Genomic DNA, 22792 nt, shown 5'->3' with positions numbered 1-22792 from the left:
ATCGCGTTAATCAACGCCAAATTATCACTTTATTCTGGGATATAAACATGAAAACTATTTTCGCTATTTTTACTGCCTCTCTGTTCTCTGCTGTGGCGTTTAACGCCTCTGCGCAAAGCGTTACGGCAACCGGCACCACGCTGGATTCCGCTGAAGCGGTCATCGCGCAAAAAGCCAAAGAGATGAATGCCTCTGAATACAAAATTACCAGTGCGCGCATGGGCAACACCGTCACCATGAGTGCAGAACTGTATAAATAATCGCGAGAGGAACCCATTATGTTATTCGATCACTATGCGCTGAATGCCTTGCCGTTAAAAAACCGGATTGTTATGCCGCCGATGACGCGTTCTCGCGCCGGGGCAGGCGACGTCGCGACTGACATGATGGCGGACTATTACGCACAGCGTGCCAGCGCAGGGCTCATCATTAGCGAAGGCACGCAAATCAGCCAACAGGGCCAGGGCTATGCCTGGACGCCTGGCATCTATTCCGAAGCGCAGATTGCTGGCTGGAAAAAAGTCACTGACGCCGTACACAAGGCGGGCGGTAAAATCTTTGCTCAGCTGTGGCACGTCGGTCGTGTTTCGCACACCGTTTTGCAGCCTGGCGGCGCGGCACCGGTCTCTTCTTCCGCCATTCAGGCGCCAGGGGTGAAAGTGTTTGTCGATGTTGAAGGGCGCGGTCCGGAAAATGGCGTCGGCGAGATGGTGCAGCATGACATGCCGCGAGCCCTGACGCGGGAAGAGATCCCGGCTATCGTCAATGACTATGCCCAGGCGGCGCGCAATGCTATCGCCGCAGGGTTCGACGGTATTGAACTGCACGGGGCGAACGGCTATCTGATCAACCAGTTCATTGACTCACAGGCCAACCTGCGTGATGACGACTACGGCGGCTCGCTGCAAAATCGTCTGCGCTTTATGCGAGAGGTGGTGACGGCGGTCTCTGCGGCAATTGGTAAAGAGCGAGTGGGCATTCGTCTCGCCCCGTTAACCACGCTGATGGGGTCAAAAGATGATACACCGGAAGCGACCTACCTGGCGGCGGCCAGCGTGCTGAACGATCTGGGTATTGCCTATATTCATATCGCCGAAGCGGACTGGGAAGATGCGCCGGTCATGCCTGCTGCGTTTAAAGAAGCGCTGCGTATTATCTTCCACGGTACGCTGATTTACTCCGGTAAATACACCAAAGCGCGTGCTGAAGAGGCGCTGACGAACGGCTGGGCTGACCTGATTGGTTTTGGTCGCCCGTTTATTGCCAACCCGGATCTGCCGCATCGTCTGAAAAATGACTTACCTCTGAATGCGCCCATTAAAGAGAGGTTCTTCGGCGGCGGGAAGGAAGGGTATCTGGATTACCCGGCTAGCTGATTTCATGACGCAGCGCGTCCATCTGCTCGCGCATCTATAAATGGCCCGGCGAATCACACAGCGCCGGGCTTTGTGTAAGATGGAATGCACACCCTTCATTCTTCATGTGAATACAATCAGCGTAAACCCTGTTGTCAGCAGGTATGATGAGGCTGTCCAGTTGATTCAAGAAAAGGTAAACGCATGTCCACTCCGCTATTCCGTCAGGCCGTACCCGCCGATGTTGATCGCTGCTATGAGATTGAAACGCTTGCCTATGAAGGCGATGAAGCGGCAACCCGGGAAAAGATCGCCACTCGTATCCAGCGCTATCCGCAGGGATTCATGTGCATGGAACTCAACGGTGAAGTGGCTGGCTTTATCAATGCCGGATGCGCCTGGGAGGTGGTGATGTCTGATGAAGAATTTAAGGAACTGGTGGGGCACGATCCGCACGCGCCCAATGCGGTGATTATGTCGGTAGTGGTGCACCCGGATTTTCAAGGTAAAGGCTATTCGTCACTGATGATGCGTGAGTTTGTGACGCGGATGAAAGCAATGCACAAAAAGACGATTCACCTGATGTGCAAAGACCGCCATGTCGATCTCTACGCCCACTTTGGCTATCGCTACGTCAAACCGTCAGAATCCGAGCACGGCGGGATGGCGTGGCACGAGATGGTGATGGCGTTGTAATAGGTCGATCACGGGAGTCGTATTCAACATGTTACTAGATTGAATTTATTGATTATTTATCTTTATGGCAGGTAAAGTATTCATGGGTTGTTCTCGTAAAAATGAGTACTTAAGGTTAAGTCAGGATAACGCTGCGCAATAAGTATGTATTCATCGCGCGTGACTCCCTCCCGAATGCTGGCACTGGTGCAATCTGAACTGTGCAGCAATTCTATTGCAAACACTTTTTTCCTTGCTGAGTAATCACTGTTCAAGTGTAGCCATAAGCAAATTGTTGTATATTGTAAACCATGCGCTGCCTGCCTTATGATAATACAAAAGGATACATAACGTGAATCTGCCGGATACCTCAAGTGCCAAACCGCTGTATAAGCAGCTTGAAGAAGCCCTGAAAGAGGCGATTTTAAGCGGCGAATATCAGCCGGGGCAGCAGATCCCAACCGAAAACGATCTCAGTGCCAGCTGGCAGGTGAGCCGCGTAACGGTGCGAAAGGCGCTGGATGCGCTGACCCGGGAAAACTTTCTTACCCGGGTCTCGGGTAAAGGGACATTCGTATCCGGCGAGAAGTTTCAGCGCAGTATGACCGGCATCATGAGCTTCAGTGAGCTGTGCCGCTCCCAGGGCCGCCGCCCGGGTTCGCGCACCATCAAGTCGGTGTTTGAGGCCTGCGATGAGGACACCCGCGCCAAACTGAACATCCCCGATGGGGAAAAAGCGGTGGTGATTGAGCGTATTCGCTATGCCGACGACGTGCCGGTATCGCTGGAAACGGTCTGGTTCCCCCCGCAGTTCGCCGCACTGCTGAATGAAGATCTCAACAGCCATTCCCTGTACGATACTCTGCGCGACAAGCATGGCCTGTGGTTTACCCACTCCAGCAAAACCATTGAGCTGGTATACGCTAATTTTGAGGTGGCCCACTATCTCGGCGTCGCTAACCGTTATCCGTTGATCTCGATTAAAAGCGAGATGATTGATAACAAAGGTGAAATGTCCTGCATATCTCATCAACTGATTGTCGGCGACAAACTGCGTTTTACCGTCTGACCCCCATTTTTTACCGTTGATCGTTACGTCGTTTCAGCGTAAATCGGGATCCGCATCGCGGATCCCGATTTTTTGTATGGGCACACGTTGATCGAAATGTATTCCAATGTTATACATTTATAACAATACATTTAGATACATTGATTGGCGCGCGGCTGTCACGCGGTTAACGTCAGAAACGACCCAAGGGGAAAAGTGATGAGTATTAAAGAAATCATTAACGGCATTGTGGACAATAAAGCAGAGAAAGGCGGGATCACGCACGTATATTACGTCGCCTGCGGCGGCTCGTATGCGGCGTTTTACCCGGCGAAAGCCTTCCTGGAAAAAGAAGCCACTAAGGTCACCGTCGGGTTGTACAACAGTGGTGAGTTTATCAATAACCCGCCGGTGGCACTGGGCGACAACGCGGTGGTAGTGGTCGCATCCCACAGAGGCAACACCCCGGAAACCATCAAAGCGGCAGAGCTGGCCCAGAGCCGCGGCGTACCGGTTATTGGCCTGACCTGGGTGACCGACTCCCCGCTGGTGGCTCACTGCGACTTTGTAGAAACCTACAGCTTCGGCGACGGCAAAGACATCGCCGAAGAGAAAACCCTTAAGGGCCTGATCACCGCGGTAGAAATTCTCAACCAGACCGAAGGTTATGCCCATTATGAGGATTTCCAGGACGGACTGAGCAAAATCAACCGTATCGTGTACCGCGCGTGTGATCATTTGCAGAACCGCGCCCAGGCGTTCGCCCAGGAATACAAAGACGACAAAGTCATCTACACCATGGCGAGCGGTGCGGGTTACGGCGCGGCCTATTTGCAGAGCATCTGCATCTTTATGGAAATGCAGTGGATCCACTCCGCCTGCATCCACAGCGGCGAGTTCTTCCACGGCCCGTTTGAAATCACCGATGCCAACACGCCGTTCTTCTTCCAGTTCTCTGAAGGCAGCACCCGTGCGGTAGATGAGCGCGCCCTGAACTTCCTGAAAAAATATGGCCGCCGCATCGAAGTGGTGGATGCTAAAGAGCTGGGTCTCTCCACCATCAAGCCGACGGTGATCGATTACTTCAACCATTCGTTGTTCAATAACGTTTATCCGGTTTATAACCGTGCTCTGGCTGAGATCCGCCAGCATCCGTTAACGACCCGCCGCTACATGTGGAAGGTCGAATATTAATCACGCCAGGATTTGACGCAGGGGCAGGGACGCTCGATTTATCGTTATCAACAAGGAATAATGATGGACATTAAGGTGATTGGCATTGGTGATAATGTCGTTGATAAATATCTCCATTCCGGCGTGATGTATCCCGGCGGTAATGCACTGAACTTCGCGGTGTATGCCCGGCTGGCGGGCTGTGAAAGCGCGTTTCTTGGCGCGTTCGGCAACGATGCCGCCGCACGGCACGTGCAGGAAACATTGCAGGAACTGAACATCGACAGTCAGCGCTGTCGCCACTATGTCGGGGAAAACGGCTATGCCTGTATCCGGCTGGTGGATGGCGACAGGGAATTTGTCACCAGTAATAAAAACGGCGTATTACGGGAACACCCGCTGCAATTATCCGACGACGATCTCGATTATATTGCGCAATTCGATGCGGTGCACTCCAGCATTAATGGATTTCTCGAACCGGAATTAGAAAAAATTAAACAACGCAATGTCACCCTGTCGTTTGATTTTTCCGGGCGAGGGACTGACGACTATTTTCAACAGGTATGTCCGTGGGTCGATTATGGTTTTATTTCCTGCGGCGCATTATCGGTCGAAGAGACGATTAATAAAATTTATAATTTATACGATTACGGTTGTAAACATGTTATCGCTACCCGCGGGCATGAAAAGGTTTATTACTATGCCGGCGGTGAACTTATTGAGTGGCAGCCTGTTTATATTCAACCGGTCGATACTCTCGGCGCGGGGGATGCTTTTTTAACTGGCTTTATGCTATCCATTCTGGCATGCGATAAACCCCAACCGGACCATGACGATATTATTCGCGCCATGACGGCAGGCGGGAAATCCGCGGGCCAGGTCTTACATCATTATGGCGCGTTTGGCTTTGGTAAACCGTATTCCGGCTAATTGCCTTTCACCGATTACATAAAAACATAACTGGAATTCACTCCATTATCCGGGGGTAAGTATGTTCTGGACAGAATTGTGTTTTATCCTGGTTGCCCTGATGTTTGGTGCGCGTATTGGCGGCGTATTTTTAGGTATGGTTGGCGGCCTTGGCGTTGGCGTTCTGGTATTTGGTTTTGGCCTGACGCCCTCGTCGCCGCCCATTGATGTTATTTTAATTATTCTCTCGGTAGTATTAGCGGCATCGTCATTACAGGCGTCCGGCGGACTGGATTTATTAGTCCGGCTGGCGGAAAAAATGCTGCGCCGCCATCCGCGCTATATCACGCTGCTGGCACCGTTTATCTGTTATATCTTCACCTTTATGTCCGGCACCGGGCATGTGGTGTACAGCCTGCTGCCGGTGATCTCCGAAGTGGCGCGGGATTCCGGCATTCGCCCGGAGCGTCCGCTGTCGATTTCGGTCATCGCGTCTCAGCAGGCGATAACCGCCAGCCCGATTTCGGCGGCCATGGCGGCGATGATTGGCCTGATGGCCCCGTTCGGCATCTCTATTTCCACTATCATGATGATTTGCGTCCCGGCGACGCTGATTGGCGTGGCGGCGGGAGCGATCGCCACCTTTAATAAAGGCAAGGAACTGAAGGACGATCCGGAATACCAGCGTCGCCTGGCGGAAGGGTTGCTCAAGCCGATCGGCAAAGCGGAGCGCAGCACTGAAATTGCGCCACACGCGAAACTCTCGGTGCTGTTGTTCCTGACCGGCGCGGTGGTGATTGTGCTGCTGGGGCTAGTGCCGGGCCTGCGTCCGCTGGTTGAAACCACCAAAGGGCTGCAACCGCTCTCGATGTCGGCGGCGATCCAGATTGTGATGCTCTCTTTTGCCTGCCTGATTGTGCTGCTGTGCCGCCCGCAGGTGGATCACATCCTCAGTGGCAGCGTGTTCCGCGCCGGTGCGCTGGCGATCGTTTGTGCCTTTGGCCTGGCGTGGATGAGTGAAACCTTCGTCAGTAGCCATATCGACCTGATCAAATCCGAAGTGCAGGTGCTGTTGCAGGAGCATACCTGGCTCATCGCCATCATGATGTTCTTTGTCTCGGCGATGGTCAGCAGTCAGGCGGCGACTACCCTGATTCTGCTGCCGCTGGGGCTGGCGTTGGGGTTACCGGCGTATGCGCTGATTGGCTCCTGGCCTGCGGTTAACGGCTACTTCTTTATTCCGGTAGCCGGGCAGTGCCTCGCGGCGTTGGCCTTCGACGATACCGGCACCACCCGTATCGGCAAATACGTGCTTAACCACAGCTTTATGCGTCCCGGCCTGGTGAATGTGATTGTCTCTGTGGCGATGGGGCTGATGATCGGCAAAATGGTGTTAGGTTAATTTTGTTCGCCGGCCCGCTCGTTTAAGGGGCCGTTTATTTATCGTTTTACGCGCCAAAGCCGTGCTAAAAGTTCATGATATCTAATAGATATGAGTTGACCTCAGGAGAGCATCGCTGCATTCAGAAGGGGTTAGTTGACTTAGGGAGAACTCAGGAGAGGCAAACTGGCGGAAGATCACAGGAGTCGAACCTGCCCGGGACCGCTGGCGGCCCCAACTGGATTTGAAGTCCAGCCGCCTCACCGGAGACGACGATCTTCCGCGCCTGCATTGCTACATGGAGGCGGGGCGCATTATAGCTACTTCCTGACGTTTCCACACCCCCTCACTCACTTTTTTAACTTCCCTTTCTCTTTACTATGATCGGTTTCATATAAATCCTCATAAATTCCTCTAGTTACATTTCCTCACATCTTCTGGCGCAACCGCGATCACAGAAAACAAGAATCGTAATTTGATAACGAGATATCGGAATATTCGCAGCCAACGGGATGGTTTACAAAAACGGTAACCGGTACCAGTGCGCATGGGAGCGCGAAAAGGATGTGTTATGACTATTCATGTTTTGTCTGTTAAGGAGAAGATTGGCTACGGGATGGGTGACGCTGCCAGTCATATTATTTTCGATAACGTCATGCTGTATATGATGTTTTTTTATACTGACATTTTCGGTATTCCTGCCGGTTTTGTCGGCACCATGTTTTTACTGGCGCGTGTGCTGGACGCCATTTCAGACCCGTGCATGGGACTGCTGGCAGACCGCACGCGCTCTCGTTGGGGAAAATTCCGTCCGTGGGTGCTGTTTGGCGCACTGCCGTTTGGTATTGTTTGCGTTCTGGCGTACAGCACGCCGGACCTCAGCCTGAACGGTAAGATGATTTACGCCGCTGTCACCTATACGCTGCTGACGCTGCTTTATACCGTGGTGAATATCCCGTATTGCGCGCTGGGTGGGGTGATTACCAGCGATCCAACGCAGCGCATTTCCCTCCAGTCATGGCGCTTTGTGCTGGCGACGGCGGGCGGGATGCTCTCGACCGTGCTGATGATGCCGTTGGTGAATTTCATTGACGCCGATAACAAAGCGCTGGGTTTCCAGGGCGGGATTGCGGTGCTGTCCGTGGTGGCGTTCCTGATGCTGGCGTTCTGCTTCTTCACCACTAAAGAGCGTGTGGAAGCACCGCCGAGCACCACCTCGATGCGCGAAGATCTGCGCGATATCTGGCAAAACGACCAGTGGCGGATCGTGGGGCTCCTGACCATCCTCAATATCCTCGCCGTCTGCGTGCGCGGTGGTGCGATGATGTATTACGTCACCTGGATCCTGGGAACGCCCGAGGTGTTCGTTGCCTTCCTGACCACCTACTGCGTCGGCAACCTGATTGGCTCCGCGCTGGCAAAACCGCTCACCGACTGGAAATGCAAAGTCAGCATTTTCTGGTGGACCAATGCGGCGCTGGCGGTGGTTAGTCTCGCGATGTTCTTCGTCCCGATGCAAGCCGACATCACCATGTTCGTCTTTATCTTCGCGATCGGTGTGTTGCACCAACTGGTGACGCCGATCCAATGGGTAATGATGTCCGATACCGTCGACTATGGCGAATGGTGTAACGGTAAGCGTCTGACCGGCATCAGCTTTGCGGGCACCCTGTTCGTGCTCAAGCTGGGCCTGGCGCTCGGCGGCGCGCTTATTGGCTGGATGCTGGCGGGCGGCGGTTACGACGCGACGGCGAAAACCCAGAACAGTGCCACTATCAGCATCATTATTGCTCTGTTCACGATCGTTCCGGCCATCTGTTACCTGCTGAGCGCCGTGATTGCCAAACGCTATTACACCCTCAAAACGCCTTACCTGAGAAATATCCTTGACCAACTGGCACAGGGCGCGCGCCGCAATCAGCACGAATTTACGCATAACGAATTTCAGAACTAAAGGAACAGAGTATGAAGATTAGCGACGGAAACTGGCTGATTCAGCCTGGCCTTAATTTGACGCATCCTGTCCAGGTGTTTGATGTAGAACAGCACGGTAATGAACTGGTGGTTTATGCCGCACCGCGTGACGTCCGTGAACGTACCTGGCAACTGGATACCCCGTTGTTTACGTTGCGTTTCTTTTCGCCGCAGGAAGGGGTTGTAGGCGTGCGCATGGAACACTTTCAGGGGGCGCTGGATAACGGTCCGCATTACCCGCTCAACGTTGTGCAGGACGTGAAGGTCGACATCCAAAACACCGCCGACGTTGCTGAACTGAAAAGCGGTCACTTAAGCGTGCGCGTTACCAAAGGTGAGTTCTGGTCGCTGGATTTCCTGCGTGACGGCGTGCGCATCACCGGCAGCCAGTTGAAGAACAATGGTTATGTGCAGGACACCAGCACTCAGCGAAACTACATGTTCGAGCGCCTGGATCTGGGCGTCGGCGAGACGGTTTACGGGCTGGGCGAGCGCTTTACCGCACTGGTGCGCAACGGCCAGACGGTAGAAACCTGGAACCGCGACGGCGGCACCAGCACCGAGCAGTCCTACAAGAATATCCCGTTTTACATGACTAACCGTGGCTACGGCGTACTGGTTAACCATCCACAGTGCGTCTCGTTTGAAATCGGCTCGGAGAAAGTGTCAAAAGTGCAGTTCAGCGTCGAGGGGGAATATCTCGAATATTTCGTGATCGACGGCCCGACGCCGAAAGACGTACTGAACCGCTATACCCGCTTCACGGGGCGTCCGGCGCTACCGCCTGCCTGGTCGTTCGGACTGTGGCTGACCACCTCGTTCACCACCAACTACGATGAAGCGACGGTAAACAGCTTTATTGATGGCATGGCGAAGCGCAATCTGCCGCTGCACGTCTTCCACTTCGACTGTTTCTGGATGAAGGCCTTCCAGTGGTGTGATTTCGAATGGGATCCGGTGACCTTCCCGGACCCGGAAGGGATGATTCGTCGGCTGAAGAAGAAAGGGCTGAAGGTCTGCGTATGGATCAACCCGTACATTGGACAGAAATCACCAATTTTTAGTGAGCTAAAAGAGAAAGGCTATCTGCTTAAACGTCCGGACGGTTCTCTGTGGCAGTGGGATAAATGGCAGCCGGGGCTGGCGATTTATGACTTTACCAACCCGCAAGCCTGTGAATGGTATGCCAGCAAACTGAAAGGTCTGGTGGATATCGGCGTTGACTGCTTCAAGACTGACTTTGGCGAGCGTATCCCCACCGATGTGCAATGGTTTGATGGTTCCGATCCGCAGAAAATGCACAACCATTATGCGTACGTCTACAACGAACTGGTGTGGAACGTGCTGAAAGAGACCGTGGGCGAAGAAGAGGCGGTTCTGTTTGCCCGCTCCGCTTCCGTGGGCGCACAACAATTCCCGGTGCACTGGGGTGGCGACTGCTACGCCAACTATGAGTCAATGGCGGAAAGTCTGCGCGGTGGCTTGTCTATCGGTTTGTCCGGGTTTGGCTTCTGGAGCCATGATATCGGTGGCTTCGAGAATACCGCGCCGGCACACGTCTATAAACGCTGGTGTGCTTTTGGTCTACTCTCCAGCCACAGTCGCTTGCACGGCAGTAAATCCTATCGTGTGCCCTGGGCATATGACGATGAATCCTGCGATGTGGTGCGCTACTTCACCGAGCAGAAGTGTCGCATGATGCCGTATCTGTACCGGGAGGCGGTTCGTGCGCACGAACGGGGCACGCCGATGATGCGCGCCATGATGCTGGAGTTCCCGGACGATCCGGCATGCGATTATCTCGACCGACAATATATGTTGGGTGATTCTGTGATGGTGGCACCGGTGTTCTCGCAAGCCGGTGATGTGCAGTTTTACTTGCCGGAGGGACGCTGGACGCACCTGTGGCGCAATGACGAAGTACAGGGCGGTCGCTGGCACAAGCAGCAGCATGACTTCCTGAGTCTACCGGTGTACGTGCGTGACAACACGTTGTTGGCGTTGGGGGGCAATAATCAAAAGCCTGACTACGCATGGAATGAAGATACCGCCTTCCAGTTGTTCTCTCTCGATGAGGGCCGTGAAGCCGTTTGCGAAGTTCCTGCGGCTGACGGTTCGGTTGCCTTTACGTTAACCGCTAAGCGCAATGGCAACACCCTCACCGTGACGGGGAATGGGGATGCGCACAACTGGACGCTGTGCCTGCGTAACATTGCGCAAATTAGCGGTATTCGCGGCGCTTCACATCGAGGAAGCGAATCCGGCGTAGTGGTGACGCCGCAAAGTCATGAGATCGTCATTACGCTTTAAGTTGACGTACCGAGGGGGCGGAGGTTAAGCCGCCCCCATAGCGCCAGCAGCAGATACAGCACGACCGGTAATAAAAAGCTGAACCGGAGATTGAGTCCGTCAATGCAGACGGCCTGTAATAAGGGAATGACCGCGCCACCAATCCCGGCCATTACCATTGCTGCGGCTGAAATGTTGGCGATTGCCGGATTTTTATTGATGGTGTGCCCGAAGATAATCGGATACAGAATTGAGTTCCCTAAGCCGGTCAGGATAAGCAGATAACCGCCGGTGATATTATTCAGCCCTACCGCCATGATCACTGCCGTAGCGCAGGCCAGCGTCGCCACCATAAACGGCGTGTAATTACCTGTTTTGTCGGCGAGCAGACCGTAAAGAAAACGGCCCGCCAGCGCGCCTCCCCAGTAAAAAGAGACCAGCGACATCGCGACAGTGGTGCTCCAGCCACCGATGGTGATGAGATATTTCACCAGGCTGGTCGCAAGGCTCACTTCGACGCCGACATAGACAAAAATCGCCACCACGCTGAATAGCAGCTCTCTGTCCTTCCAGGCATTATGCATTCCCGACGCGGCTTTTTTCGGACGCGCGACATCCGGCAGGCGGATCCAGAAAACGCCTGCAATCAGCGCCAGCGAAAAGAGGGCGAGGCAAAGCCAGAGCGCGCTGACAGGCTCTTCACGCGCCAGGATATCAACCGGGGAAAACGCCAGGAGCAGCGCAACCAGCATGGGGGCAAGCGTAGTTCCCAGCGAATTAACGGCAGAGGCCAGACACAGATTGCCGATTCGTTTGTGCGGCGGGCTGAGCAATGTCAGATAGGGATTGGCGACGACCTGCATCGCCGCCACACCCGTTGCCACAACAAACATCGCCAGCAGTGACAGAGCGAAGGAATCCAGTTGCAACGCCAGGGCGAACATCAGACATCCTGCAACCGACAACGTTAATGACAGCAGCAGTACATTGCGGTATCCCCGGCGTTCAATCAGCATTGAGCAGGGCAGACAGGTCAGAAAAGGGGCAACGTAAAAAATAACCGTAATGAAAATAGACTGCGACCATGACAGATGGAAATATTGATAGAAAAATATGATCAGCACGCTGTTAATGGCCGTTATATTTCCCCACAAGAAAAATATCATCGCGAGTAATGTTAGATTTTTATTCATTTCTTTTTTTAATATGAAATTGTGATGTAGTGACCTGTTGCACAGACCGTTTACTTTAAAAAATGGTAAATTTATTTTGCACTCACAGGAGCGGAAAATGGAACTGGAAAATGTATTTCGTGATGTAAAATTAAGTAAGACAGAAGTCAACGTGCTGCGCTTTATTCAGAATAACCCAGAACAATGCATCCGTGAGGGCATTCGCACCGTCGCAGAGCACTGTTACAGTAATCCGTCCTCACTGGTTAGACTGGCGAAAAAGCTCAAGTTTAGCGGCTGGCTGGAGTTGGTGTACTTCATTAAGTTTAATATCACAATGCCAAAACTTGATGTGACAAATGATATTAACTTTATGAATGTCCAGCCTGCCGAAAACCAGTCTCAGCTATTAAATCGGCTGCAACACGACCGTATTCTTATACATGGTAGCGGCTTCTCTCAACTGATTGCACAATATATTTATAATAAATTCCTGGTGATTGGCGTGAATGCCAGTCTGGCACTTTGGCCAGACTACGAAATACTTGAACAAAAAACGGCTGCAAAATTCGACTCTATCTGGCTGGTGTCTAAATCCGGTCGCAGCAGTTCGGCACTCAACTGGGTCAAAGCGCTGGACGGAAAAAATACCGACCTGGTCTGCTTTACCGGTGACTATCAAAGTCCGCTGGCCCAGGCGGCAGACACTGCCGTCATCATCCATGATCCGCAAAAGTTTGATGATGATATCTACTGGAGCAATCCTTTCTTTGGTTACTGCATTCTGGGATTCGAACATCTGCTGAAGCTCTGGTTTTTGCAAAATCCGGGCGGGGCGTCAGCCGACGCCCCGGGTACCATCATTTCCAGTCGCTAAACTGCGCTTCGTCGAGATACTCGCTGACCAACTGTTTGGCCAGCGACCAGGAGCCAATCAGCGGGTGCGCCATTAATGCACGGATGGCCAGACTCTTGTCTTTGCGCATGATGGCGTCCACTGCCAGACGTTCGTACTCCTTAACGCAGGAGATCATGTTTTTCTGGGCGTCCGGAACGTGGATCGGCGTAACGGGTTTCAGCCCCTCTTTGCTCAGGTCACAGCTGATCTCAATGACATCATCCGGACGTAAGAAATCCAGCGTGCCGTTATTTTGCAACGAGACAACAATGCGTTTGCTGGTGGAACTGTTCACTGCTTCAAGAATATCCAGCGCCACTCCTGCGTAACCGCCACTATCCGGCTCTTCTATAAACTGTTGTAGCGTCAACGGGGTGCGAGTGTTGAATTTTTCCTGATGCGACTCGTTCTGCATATAGCTATTTTCGCGGCGCAGATAGTGCTTCATCCAGATATCAAATGCGGCTTCCGGGTTTGCCTGCGCATCAACGCTCTGGAGTTCCTCGCGCATTTCCTTGTTGATCCGCGCGATGGCTTCACCGCGCGTTTCCGGCGCATCCTGAATCGCTTTCAGCGCTACTTCGCGATAGTAGTAATAGTAGAGATATTCATTCAGTAACTGCTTATCGCAAAGCTGAACCAATACCGGTGAGAAGTACTGCATCGCCGTCTTACTGTAGAGTTCCGGGTTACTCACCAGTTTGTCGGTCACGTCCTCCCCTTTCACGGTGAAGTGGGTGAACCAGGAGAAGTGGTTCAGACCATAGCATTCCACTTTCAAATCCGCTTCGTCGCAGTTGAGGATGGCTGGCAGCTCGCGAATCAGTTCCGAAGGCGCATCGCAAATACCGTAAACCCGGCGTTTAAACCCGGACTTAATGATGGCTTCGGTAACCAGCCCTGAAGGGTTGGTAAAGTTGAACAGAATGGCATCAGGTGCGGCATGTTCTTCAATCAGACGGCAATAGTTGAGAATGGCGGGAATTGAGCGCATCGCCATCGCAAAACCGCCCGCCCCGGTGGTCTCCTGACCTAATGTGTTATGGTTCAGCGCAATGCGTTCATCGCGCACGCGGCTTTCATCACCGCCGACACGCAGAGTAGTGATGATATAATTGCTGTTCTTTAATGCGGATACCGGATCCGTCGTCAGGCTGAAACGAATATCAGGTCGAATCGTGGCAAAAACATAACGGGCGATTTCGCCAAAAATTTTCAGGTTCTCTTCTGCATTATCGAGGAATACCACTTCTTGTAAACCAATACGATGCGCATTATAGGCCAGAGATTTTGCCAGGAACGCGGAACGAACACCGCCCCCACCTAATACAGTTAATTTCATAACAACTCCTGATTAATTATTTGCCAGCCAGTTATCTACCCGGGATCGAACCTGTCCAACCCTCACTCCGTAAATAACCTGAACTTCATTTTGATTACGCACTACGCCATTGGCGCCGGTACTTTTTAATAAGGCCTCATCAATTTTGTCGGGATGATGGAGCGCGACGCGTAATCGGGTAAAACAGTTATCAACAGAAATAATGTTCTCTTTGCCACCTAAGCCTTTAATAATCTCATCGGTGACGGCCTGACCTGCATTGGCCTTTTTATTGCGATAATCTTCTTTGCTATAGAGTTTCACTTCGCCATCATCTTCGCGGCCCGGGGTTTTCAGGTTCAGCTTGATGACCAGGGTACGGAAAATCACGTAGTACGCGGCGAATTGCCCGATACCGATCAGCACGTATAACGGCCAGCGGGTGAGGGCTGCCGGCAGCGGCAGGTTATAAATCAGAAACTCAATGAGTCCGGACGCGCCCCATGGGCGAACCGTCAGCAGATCGCAAATCGCCTGAGAGGCGGCTGTCAGCGTGGCGTGAATCAGCCATAACAGCGGTGAAATAAATAAGAACGTAAATTCAATCGGTTCGGTAATTCCGGTCAGAATAGAGGTAATAATCGCAGGCAGCAGAATGGCCTTCGCCATCATTTTCTTCTCCGGTGTGGCGGTGTGGTAGAACGCCAGCGCCGCGCCGGAAAGGCCAAAGATCGTCGTCATCCCCTGCTGGGAAAAGCGCAGTGCTTCGTTCATCACCGGGGTAAGATCCGGATGGCGCATATAGGCCAGGAAGATTGCCTGCGTCCCGGAGACCACCTGCCCATCAACGTTCAGGGTTCCGCCAATCTGGGTCAACTGGAACGGGGACCAGACAAAGTGGTGCAGTCCTGTTGGAATCAGGAATTTTTCGAAGAAGCCATACACGAAGACGCCTGCCACTCCGGCATTTTTCATGAAACTGGTTAATGCGGCGATGCCGTGCGTGATGAATGGCCAGAACCAGGTAAACGCAATGGCATAAAAGAGGATCACCGGCGTCATGGCGATTAAGGTTAGTTTCGCCCCACCGTACATCGAGAGTGCGCCAGGCAGCTCTATTTCAGAGACTTTATTGTGTACCCAGGCAATGGTGCAGCCGAGAATAATCCCTAAAAAGATCCCCATATCGACAACGACAAAGCCTAAAATTTGCGTTTGTCCGGTGCCATAATATTCGCCATTGACCTTTTCAGCGATGCCGTGAGTATATTCAAGCCAGGAGTGGTTCGCGCCCAAAAACATAATAAAGCACATGACGGCAACCAACGCGACTTCGGTTTTTTTATCTTTCGCCAGGCCATAGCTGATGCCGACACAGAAAAGCAGCCCCAGGTTACCGAATAATGGCCAGAAGGTATCACCGAGAAGTTGACCGATTTGATGTAAAAAGCTGGTTTCGGATATAAGCGTCGGGTTAGTTAATATTGAGCTTAAGGCCAAAATTAAGCCAATAACAGGTAAGAACAAGACCGCCCCGATCATTGCTCTGGAGAATCTTTGCATATCCGCCAGAATACGTTGACGTATTACAGACATGGCTATTCCTTTATTTTAGGTAGAGTGTTTGTAATTATTAAATAAGACTTCCAACCTCATCGTTATAACAACTCTCGATCGGGATGAAAACCTGTTGCGGGAAATAGGCACAAATAGCCGATAAATGAATACCTGTTTCGTTTTCACGGGGAGAAGGCTCCCGGAATGAGGTCATCCGGGAGCGGGGAGCGGAGATTACGGCGTAACGGGAGCGGGGGGCACAGGTTCGGTTGACGTCACTTCACCTGTGGAGACGACTCCGGCGTGCATGGTTTGCGTGACCTGCTGTTTATCTGCATTCATGGCGTGTAATTGTCCATTCACCGTGGGTTTCAGGGGCGCGTCAGCCTGCACCGTGCCACTGGCAGTCAGCTGAATATTACCGTCACCGGCGATCGGCAGTACCGGCCATCCCCATTCCTGTAGCACGTTCACCGGGACACCGCGGCCATTCAGGCTGACCTGCGTCTGGCGCGGTGGTAACTGCGACACGCTGGCAGTCGCCTCCAGAATCCCTCTTTCTGTGAAGGCGCTCAGTTCGCTGATGTTCACTGTGTTGGCGTTGGCTGCTAAAGACAAGGAAGGGCGGCGTACATCGACGCGGTTGAAGGTGGCAGCGGCGGCATTCAGGGTCGCATTTCCGCTCCAGACGCCCCATTGCTGGTTCTGGACCAGCCCCAGATTCGCGCCATAGCCATCCAGCGCGGTCAACTGCCACGGGAACGTCGGATCGATATCAATCACCAGATTGCGGCTGGCATTAAATTTCTTCAGCGTCAGGCTGTTCAGCCACGCCGGCAGCGGCTGCATCCAGCGTTGTTTCCAGTTTTCTGGCAGGGTGTACTCTATGCCCGCAATGGCGGCGTCATCGAGGATCAGGGCTTTACCTTCGCGCAGCCAGTTGCCGGAAGTCCTGACCATGCCGCCTTCCCAGCGGCTTGTGAACTGGCGCAGTGCGATACCTTGCGGTGAAAACTCCGCATTCAGAATGGGATCGAACAGGTGCAACGAGCCAAAAATGAACTCACTGGCATTCATTGATAACTTGCCTTCCTGCGTCTGCCAGTCGTCTTTGCTGAACGTCAGATTGCGCAGACTAAGGTCAAGGTCGGTAACCGCCCAATCCGGCCCCTGAAGACGCGCGTCGGTGACCTCCAGGCGATTAATCTGTAGTGACGGGATGGTATTAAGCGGCGCGAAAAAGCCGGCTAGTGATTTATCGCTTTGCAGTCGGATGTCGTTCAGTCGAAGATTCTCAACCATCCAACTGCCGTCGGCAAGGCGCTTTACCACACCGGTTAAGGCACCGCGCGCGATATCTGCGCCAATATTGCTTAATGTCACCTGTTCGTTGTCGATGCTGCCTTCAATCAAGACGTTGGCAGCAGGAACGTCATTCAGCGTCAGAGAGCCGGCGCTGAGCTGGATCTGCGCTTTTCTGCCGAGCACGTTGCCAGCTTCAGGCAGCCACGGGATGACGCCGCCATTCACCCGCTGGGCGCTCAGATCCCACTTACTGCCTGGACTGTTAAATGCCATATCCTGTAACTGCAGGCGATCGGCCTGGAAGGGAAACGGTGCCGTCTGAGGAGAAATATTCAGAGTGCCGTTTTGTAGCAGGATCGTATCGACATGTCGTGGATGCGTCAGCTGGCGAGTGCTCAGGCCAATATCAACCGTTTTTGCCACGAGCGTGGCTGGTTGGCCGTCGCGCCCAAAGGTGACGTTTTTCAGCAGGATATGCGAAGGAGAAGAAAAACGATGGTCCATCGCCTCAAAGGACAGTCGATAGTCGCTGTGCTCAGATATCCAGGTACTGATGTGTTCCGCGCCCCAGCGTGTTTGCAGCAGGAAATAGAGGCCGAGAATCACCACCAGAAGGGCGATCAGCACGTAGAGAATCAGCTTTCCAATAAATTTCATGGTCTTCCATCCTGCGAAGTGCACATAGTTGAGTTATGCACGATTTACGCGCAATCCTCAAGGCAGGAATCGTGAAAGAGTATGATAGCGACGGCGAAGTTGAATCACCGTCGCAACGTGTTTACTGCTTTTCAGGCGGGAAAATCAGATTCAGTACGATAGCGGTGATACCACCGGCAGCGATTCCGGAAGAGAGCAGGTTTTTCACCCAGTCAGGTGCGAACTGCAGGATCAGTGGCTGCTGAGAAACACCAAGACCGACTGCCAGCGACAGCGCAATAATCAGGATCGCGCGGCGATTCAACGGTTCGCGGGAAACGATACGCACGCCAGACGCCGCGATAGTCCCGAACATGACAAGCGTAGCCCCGCCGAGTACCGGCTCAGGAATATGCTGCACAAAACCACTCACTGCCGGAAACAGACCGAGTACGATCAGCATCAGCGCAACCACGAAGCCAACGTAGCGACTGGCCACGCCAGTCAACTGAATGACCCCGTTGTTTTGTCCGAAACAGGAGTTCGGGAAGGTGTTAAAGACTGCAGAGACGAATGAGTTCAGGCCGTTCGCCAGAACCCCCCCTTTCAGACGTTTCATATACAGTGGACCTGAAACGGGCTGTTCGGAAACGTCGGACGTTGCGGTGATATCGCCGATGGTTTCCAGTGAGGTGATCATAAATACCAACATCAGCGGCAGCAGCAGGTTCCAGTCAATGCCCAGACCGTAGTACAGCGGCGTCGGGACCATGATCAGTTCCTGGGAGGCTGGCGCGCTGTTTTCCGGCAGCATGCCCATGAACCACGCCAGAGCATAACCTGCAGCCATGGCGATAACCAGTGAAGCCACGCGCAGGTACGGATTTCGCTGACGGTTGAGCAGAATAATCAGCAGCAGCACAACGCCTGCCAGCATCAAGTTTTTAGGTGCGCCGAAGGTGTTGTCGCTCATTGCGGCATAGCCACCGCCGATAGACGTCAACCCCACCTGAATCAGCGACAGGCCGATGATCATTACCACCACACCTGAGACCAGCGGGGTGATAATTCGACGCGCGAGATGCAGGATGCGCGAGAGTACCATCTCTGTGCAACTGGCCAGCATCAGAGTACCAAACAGCGCCGCCATCATGGTGGGAACGTCTGCGCCACCGGTTTTTAGTGCCGTACCGCCCATAATCAGCGGTGCCACGAAGTTAAAACTGGTGCCCTGAATCGATAACAGCCCCGAACCTACCGGACCCCATGCTTTAATCTGAATAATGGAGGCCACGCCGGAGGCGAACAGCGACATACTGATAATGTGTTGCGTATCCTGAGCCGGTAACCCCAGCGCCTGACAGATGAGCAGCGCCGGCGTAATCACCGCAACGAACATTGCCAGCAGATGCTGACAGGCGGCAAACAGGGTTTGTGGAAGCGGCGGGCGATCTTCAAGACGATAAATCAGTTCGCTGTTTTGAGTCTGAGCAACCGGTTGCGCATTTTCGGACTCGAGGGTGTTAACAGACATCAGTGATAATCCCGTGATAGCAAAGCGGGCATTTTATCTGAGCAGAGGGTAAAAGCAAACGTTTGCGAGTGAACGTTCTTAATATTTAAAATAGATAAAATCACATTTTTATATAACTTTCCGCGCTTTTCTGCTTAAAATCCATGCCGAATTATCATTAAAAGCTAAAAATAGCCTCAGGAATAAGACATCGTGCGTAACTGATTCAGACGTACTCAAGGAGCTTTGTATGTTTCAACTCGATACCTTATCAACCCTCGTTGCCGCAACGCTGACGTTGCTGCTGGGGCGTAAACTGGTTCAGTCAGTCTCCTTTCTTAAGAAATACACGATTCCAGAACCTGTTGCCGGCGGGCTGCTGGTGGCGCTGGCCCTGTTGGTGCTGAAAAAGAGCATGGGTTGGGAAGTGAACTTCGATATGACGTTGCGCGATCCGCTGATGCTGGCATTTTTTGCTACTATCGGTTTAAACGCCAACATCGCCAGCCTGCGGGCAGGCGGTCGCGTAGTGGGGATTTTCCTGATCGTCGTGGTGGGGTTGCTGCTGATGCAAAACGCCATCGGCATTGGGATGGCCAGCCTACTGGGACTTGATCCACTGATGGGGCTGATTGCCGGCTCGATCACGCTGTCTGGCGGACACGGTACCGGCGCGGCCTGGAGCAAGTTGTTTATCGAACGCTACGGCTTTGCTAACGCGACTGAAGTGGCGATGGCGTGCGCTACTTTTGGTTTGATCCTCGGTGGTCTGATTGGCGGGCCTGTTGCGCGTTACCTGGTCAAACACTCGACGACACCGGACGGTATGCCTGACGATCAGGCGGTGCCTACCGCGTTTGAAAAACCGGACGTCGGGCGCATGATCACTTCTCTGGTACTGATCGAAACCATTGCACTTATCGCTATCTGTCTGACCGTCGGTCGGATTGTTGCGCAACTGTTGGTGGGAACGGTGTTTGAGCTGCCTACGTTTGTCTGCGTGCTGTTTGTCGGCGTGATTGTCAGTAACGGCCTGGCAGCGGTGGGCTTTTATCGCGTTTTTGAGCGCGCGGTGTCCGTTCTCGGGAACGTCAGCCTGTCGCTGTTTCTGGCCATGGCGTTGATGAGCCTGAAGCTGTGGGAACTGGCTTCACTGGCTCTGCCAATGCTGGCAATCCTGGTGGTGCAGTCCATCTTTATGGCGCTGTACGCGATAGTGGTGACCTGGCGGATGATGGGCAAAAACTACGATGCAGCCGTGCTGGCGGCGGGCCATTGCGGGTTTGGTCTGGGGGCGACGCCAACGGCAATTGCCAACATGCAGGCGATTACCGAGCGGTTCGGGCCTTCACATATGGCCTTTCTGGTGGTGCCAATGGTCGGTGCGTTTTTCATCGATATCGTCAACGCGCTGGTGATTAAGCTGTATCTGCTGTTGCCTATTTTTGCGCAATAACGAGAAGGTGCGGTGGTGATGAACCACTGCGCTTTTGCATCGCCATCAGGCGTTAGAATAGCGTTCTGTTTCCGGCATCCAACGCGCGATCAACGCCTTTGCCTCTTGTGGGTAACGTTCATGAATGTGACGTGCAATGCGCTGAACTTCCGGAATAATGGCCTGATCGCGCAGTAAATCTGCCACCTTAAATTCCGCATTCCCCGTCTGCCGCGTACCCAACAATTCACCGGGCCCGCGAATTTCGAGATCTTTTTGCGCAATCACAAAGCCATCGTTGCTGTCACGCAGTACCTGCAACCTCAGCTGTGCGGTTTTGGACAATGGGGCTTTATAGAGCAGCACACAGTGGGAAGCCACCGCGCCGCGCCCTACGCGACCACGCAACTGATGTAACTGCGCGAGACCCAGACGCTCCGGGTTTTCGATAATCATCAGACTGGCATTAGGGACATCCACGCCCACTTCGATCACCGTGGTGGCGACCAGCAGGTGAAGATCGCCCTGTTTAAACGCCGCCATCACCGCCTGTTTCTCGGCCGGTTTCATGCGCCCGTGGACCAGGCCGACGTTCAGTTCCGGCAGGGCGAGTTTCAGCTCTTCCCACGTGGCTTCGGCTGCCTGCGCTTCTAACAGGTCAGATTCTTCAATCAGCGTACAGACCCAGTAGGCCTGGCGACCTTCCTGCGTACAGGCGTTGCGGACGCGATCAATAATGTCGCTGCGGCGCGTATCCGGAATAGCAACCGTCGTGACGGGGGTACGTCCGGGCGGCAGTTCGTCAATGACGGAGGTATCGAGATCCGCGTAGGCGGTCATCGCCAGCGTTCGTGGAATGGGGGTAGCGGTCATGATCAACTGATGCGGATGGAAACCCTGCTGCTGGCCTTTTTCCCACAGCGCGAGGCGCTGATGTACACCAAACCGGTGTTGTTCGTCGATGATGACCAGTGCAAGACCGTTGAACTGCACCTGTTCCTGGAAAATCGCGTGCGTTCCCACCACCATCTGCACCTGCCCGCTGGCGATCGCCTCTTGTTGCGCGAGGCGAGCTTTCCCTTTTTGTTTCCCTGCCAGCCAGCCGACCTCTACGCCAAGAGGCGCAAACCAGTTACGGAAGTTATTGGCATGCTGTTCCGCCAGCAACTCGGTTGGTGCCATCAATGCGACCTGTTTCCCATGTGCGATCGCTCTCAGGGCTGCGAGCGCGGCGACCAGCGTTTTACCGGAGCCGACATCGCCCTGCACCAGACGCATCATCGGGATATCGAGCGCCATATCGTGCTCGATTTCCGCCACCACGCGGGCCTGCGCACCGGTTGGCTTAAAAGGCAGCGAGGCTAACAGTTGGTTTTTCAGCTTGTCGTTGGCGCGCAGCGGTTGGGCATGGAAGCGCTGCGCGCCCGCACGAAGCGCCAGCATGCTCAGGTTATGTGCCAGTAACTCCTCCAGGATCAGACGACGCTGTGCCGGATGTTGACCAGTTTCGAGATCGCTTAACTGTAGCGTTGGCGGTGGGCGATGCAGCGTGCGGAGCGCTTCGGGCAGGCTGAGCATGCCCGGTAATAATTCCGGCGGCAGAAGTTCAGCGATGGCGCAGGTGTCCAGCAGATCCAACGCCTGGTCGGTGAGTTTACGCAGTGTCGCCTGCTTGATACCTTCAGTGGTGGGATAAACCGGGGTGAGGGTTTCCTGCAACTCCGGCGTACTGAGATCGCCCTGTACCCGGTATTCCGGGTGGATCATCTCCGCACCGTACTTCCCGCGTTTCGCTTCACCGTAAGCCAGTACGCGCCGTCCGGTCGCGAGGCTGTTTTTCATCGCCGCGCTAAAGTTGAAAAAGCGCATTGTCAGAATGCCGGAACCGTCGCTGATCTGACAGGTCATCATCCGGCGACCCCCGAAGGTGATATTGCAGTTCAGTACTTCCCCTTCAACGGTGGCATAAACGCCGGGCAGCAGTTCTCCGATGGGATAGAGTTGGGTTCGGTCTTCATAGCGCAGAGGGAGGTGTAACAGCAGGTCCTGCACGGTATGCAGACCAATTTTCGCCAGCTTGCTGCTTTGCGCTGCGCCAACGCCAGTGAGTGAACTGAGCGGGACAGCATCTAACAGGCGCCCACTCATGAT

17 protein-coding genes and 1 tRNA gene are annotated in these 22792 nt (G+C 53.5%); 11 read left to right on the top strand and 7 right to left on the bottom strand.

Translation table 11 applies throughout. From position 1 onward, the window contains the following. Positions 1-47 precede the first annotated feature (47 nt). From I6L53_RS22355 to I6L53_RS22325, 7 genes are all read left to right on the top strand, one after another. A complete protein-coding gene (locus I6L53_RS22355) occupies positions 48-260 on the top strand; it encodes a YdgH/BhsA/McbA family protein (protein ID WP_042323394.1) in 213 nt (70 codons plus the stop codon). Positions 261-278: 18 nt separating this feature from the next. Further along, a complete protein-coding gene (locus I6L53_RS22350) occupies positions 279-1376 on the top strand; it encodes an alkene reductase (RefSeq protein ID WP_042323392.1) in 1098 nt (365 codons plus the stop codon). A gap of 183 nt (positions 1377-1559) precedes the next feature. Next, entirely contained in the window at positions 1560-2051 is a 492-nt protein-coding gene (locus tag I6L53_RS22345) for a GNAT family N-acetyltransferase (protein WP_042323390.1), read from the top strand. Positions 2052-2382: 331 nt separating this feature from the next. Next, positions 2383-3099: a GntR family transcriptional regulator gene (locus I6L53_RS22340; RefSeq protein ID WP_042323388.1), complete on the top strand. Its 717-nt coding sequence runs from the start codon at positions 2383-2385 to the stop codon at positions 3097-3099. Between the two features lie 198 nt (positions 3100-3297). Next, positions 3298-4272 carry a 6-phosphofructose-aspartate deglycase gene (gene fraB / locus I6L53_RS22335; RefSeq protein WP_042323387.1) on the top strand — a complete coding sequence of 325 codons (975 nt, stop codon included), beginning with the start codon at positions 3298-3300 and terminating at the stop codon, positions 4270-4272. A 63-nt stretch (positions 4273-4335) separates the two neighbouring features. Next, positions 4336-5181, top strand: a complete 846-nt coding sequence (locus I6L53_RS22330; protein ID WP_042323385.1) for a fructoselysine 6-kinase — start codon at positions 4336-4338, stop codon at positions 5179-5181. A 61-nt stretch (positions 5182-5242) separates the two neighbouring features. After that, entirely contained in the window at positions 5243-6562 is a 1320-nt protein-coding gene (locus tag I6L53_RS22325) for an anaerobic C4-dicarboxylate transporter family protein (protein WP_042323383.1), read from the top strand. A gap of 166 nt (positions 6563-6728) precedes the next feature. Here I6L53_RS22325 and I6L53_RS22320 read toward each other — a convergent pair. Further along, a tRNA-Sec gene (locus I6L53_RS22320) sits at positions 6729-6823 on the bottom strand. A 289-nt stretch (positions 6824-7112) separates the two neighbouring features. Here I6L53_RS22320 and I6L53_RS22315 point away from each other — a divergent pair. Beyond that, on the top strand, positions 7113-8495 hold the full coding sequence (locus tag I6L53_RS22315) for a glycoside-pentoside-hexuronide family transporter (protein ID WP_042323381.1): 1383 nt from the start codon (positions 7113-7115) through the stop codon (positions 8493-8495). A gap of 11 nt (positions 8496-8506) precedes the next feature. Next, positions 8507-10825, top strand: a complete 2319-nt coding sequence (yicI, locus tag I6L53_RS22310; RefSeq protein WP_042323380.1) for an alpha-xylosidase — start codon at positions 8507-8509, stop codon at positions 10823-10825. On the opposite strand, the gene I6L53_RS22305 is transcribed toward yicI, so the two are convergent. Further along, entirely contained in the window at positions 10822-11928 is a 1107-nt protein-coding gene (locus tag I6L53_RS22305) for an MFS transporter (protein ID WP_232231101.1), read from the bottom strand. The genes yicI and I6L53_RS22305 overlap by 4 nt on opposite strands. 166 nt (positions 11929-12094) lie before the next feature. Here I6L53_RS22305 and I6L53_RS22300 point away from each other — a divergent pair, with 166 nt between their 5' ends. Then, the gene (locus I6L53_RS22300) at positions 12095-12853 is read left to right on the top strand and encodes a MurR/RpiR family transcriptional regulator (RefSeq protein WP_042323375.1); all 759 of its coding nucleotides are present in this window, start codon (positions 12095-12097) and stop codon (positions 12851-12853) included. Here the strand turns inward: I6L53_RS22300 and I6L53_RS22295 are convergent. From I6L53_RS22295 to xanP, 4 genes are all read right to left on the bottom strand, one after another. Further along, positions 12837-14216, bottom strand: a complete 1380-nt coding sequence (locus I6L53_RS22295) for a family 4 glycosyl hydrolase (RefSeq protein WP_042323373.1) — start codon at positions 14214-14216, stop codon at positions 12837-12839. The genes I6L53_RS22300 and I6L53_RS22295 overlap by 17 nt on opposite strands. A gap of 12 nt (positions 14217-14228) precedes the next feature. Then, positions 14229-15791: a PTS transporter subunit EIIC gene (locus I6L53_RS22290; protein ID WP_042323371.1), complete on the bottom strand. Its 1563-nt coding sequence runs from the start codon at positions 15789-15791 to the stop codon at positions 14229-14231. Between the two features lie 195 nt (positions 15792-15986). Beyond that, entirely contained in the window at positions 15987-17714 is a 1728-nt protein-coding gene (locus tag I6L53_RS22285; protein ID WP_042323369.1) for an AsmA family protein, read from the bottom strand. A gap of 121 nt (positions 17715-17835) precedes the next feature. Beyond that, positions 17836-19227, bottom strand: a complete 1392-nt coding sequence (xanP, locus tag I6L53_RS22280) for a xanthine/proton symporter XanP (protein WP_042323367.1) — start codon at positions 19225-19227, stop codon at positions 17836-17838. Between the two features lie 229 nt (positions 19228-19456). On the opposite strand from xanP, the gene gltS reads away from it, so the two are divergent. Further along, positions 19457-20662, top strand: a complete 1206-nt coding sequence (gene gltS / locus I6L53_RS22275; RefSeq protein ID WP_042323365.1) for a sodium/glutamate symporter — start codon at positions 19457-19459, stop codon at positions 20660-20662. Positions 20663-20707: 45 nt separating this feature from the next. Here the strand turns inward: gltS and recG are convergent, their stop codons facing one another. Next, the gene (recG, locus tag I6L53_RS22270; protein ID WP_042323363.1) at positions 20708-22789 is read right to left on the bottom strand and encodes an ATP-dependent DNA helicase RecG; all 2082 of its coding nucleotides are present in this window, start codon (positions 22787-22789) and stop codon (positions 20708-20710) included. Positions 22790-22792 lie beyond the last annotated feature (3 nt).

Origin of the sequence: Citrobacter farmeri, assembly GCF_019048065.1 — a bacterium.
Taxonomy (GTDB): Bacteria; Pseudomonadota; Gammaproteobacteria; order Enterobacterales; family Enterobacteriaceae; genus Citrobacter_A; species Citrobacter_A farmeri.
This window is presented reverse-complemented; position numbering and strand designations above follow the sequence as displayed.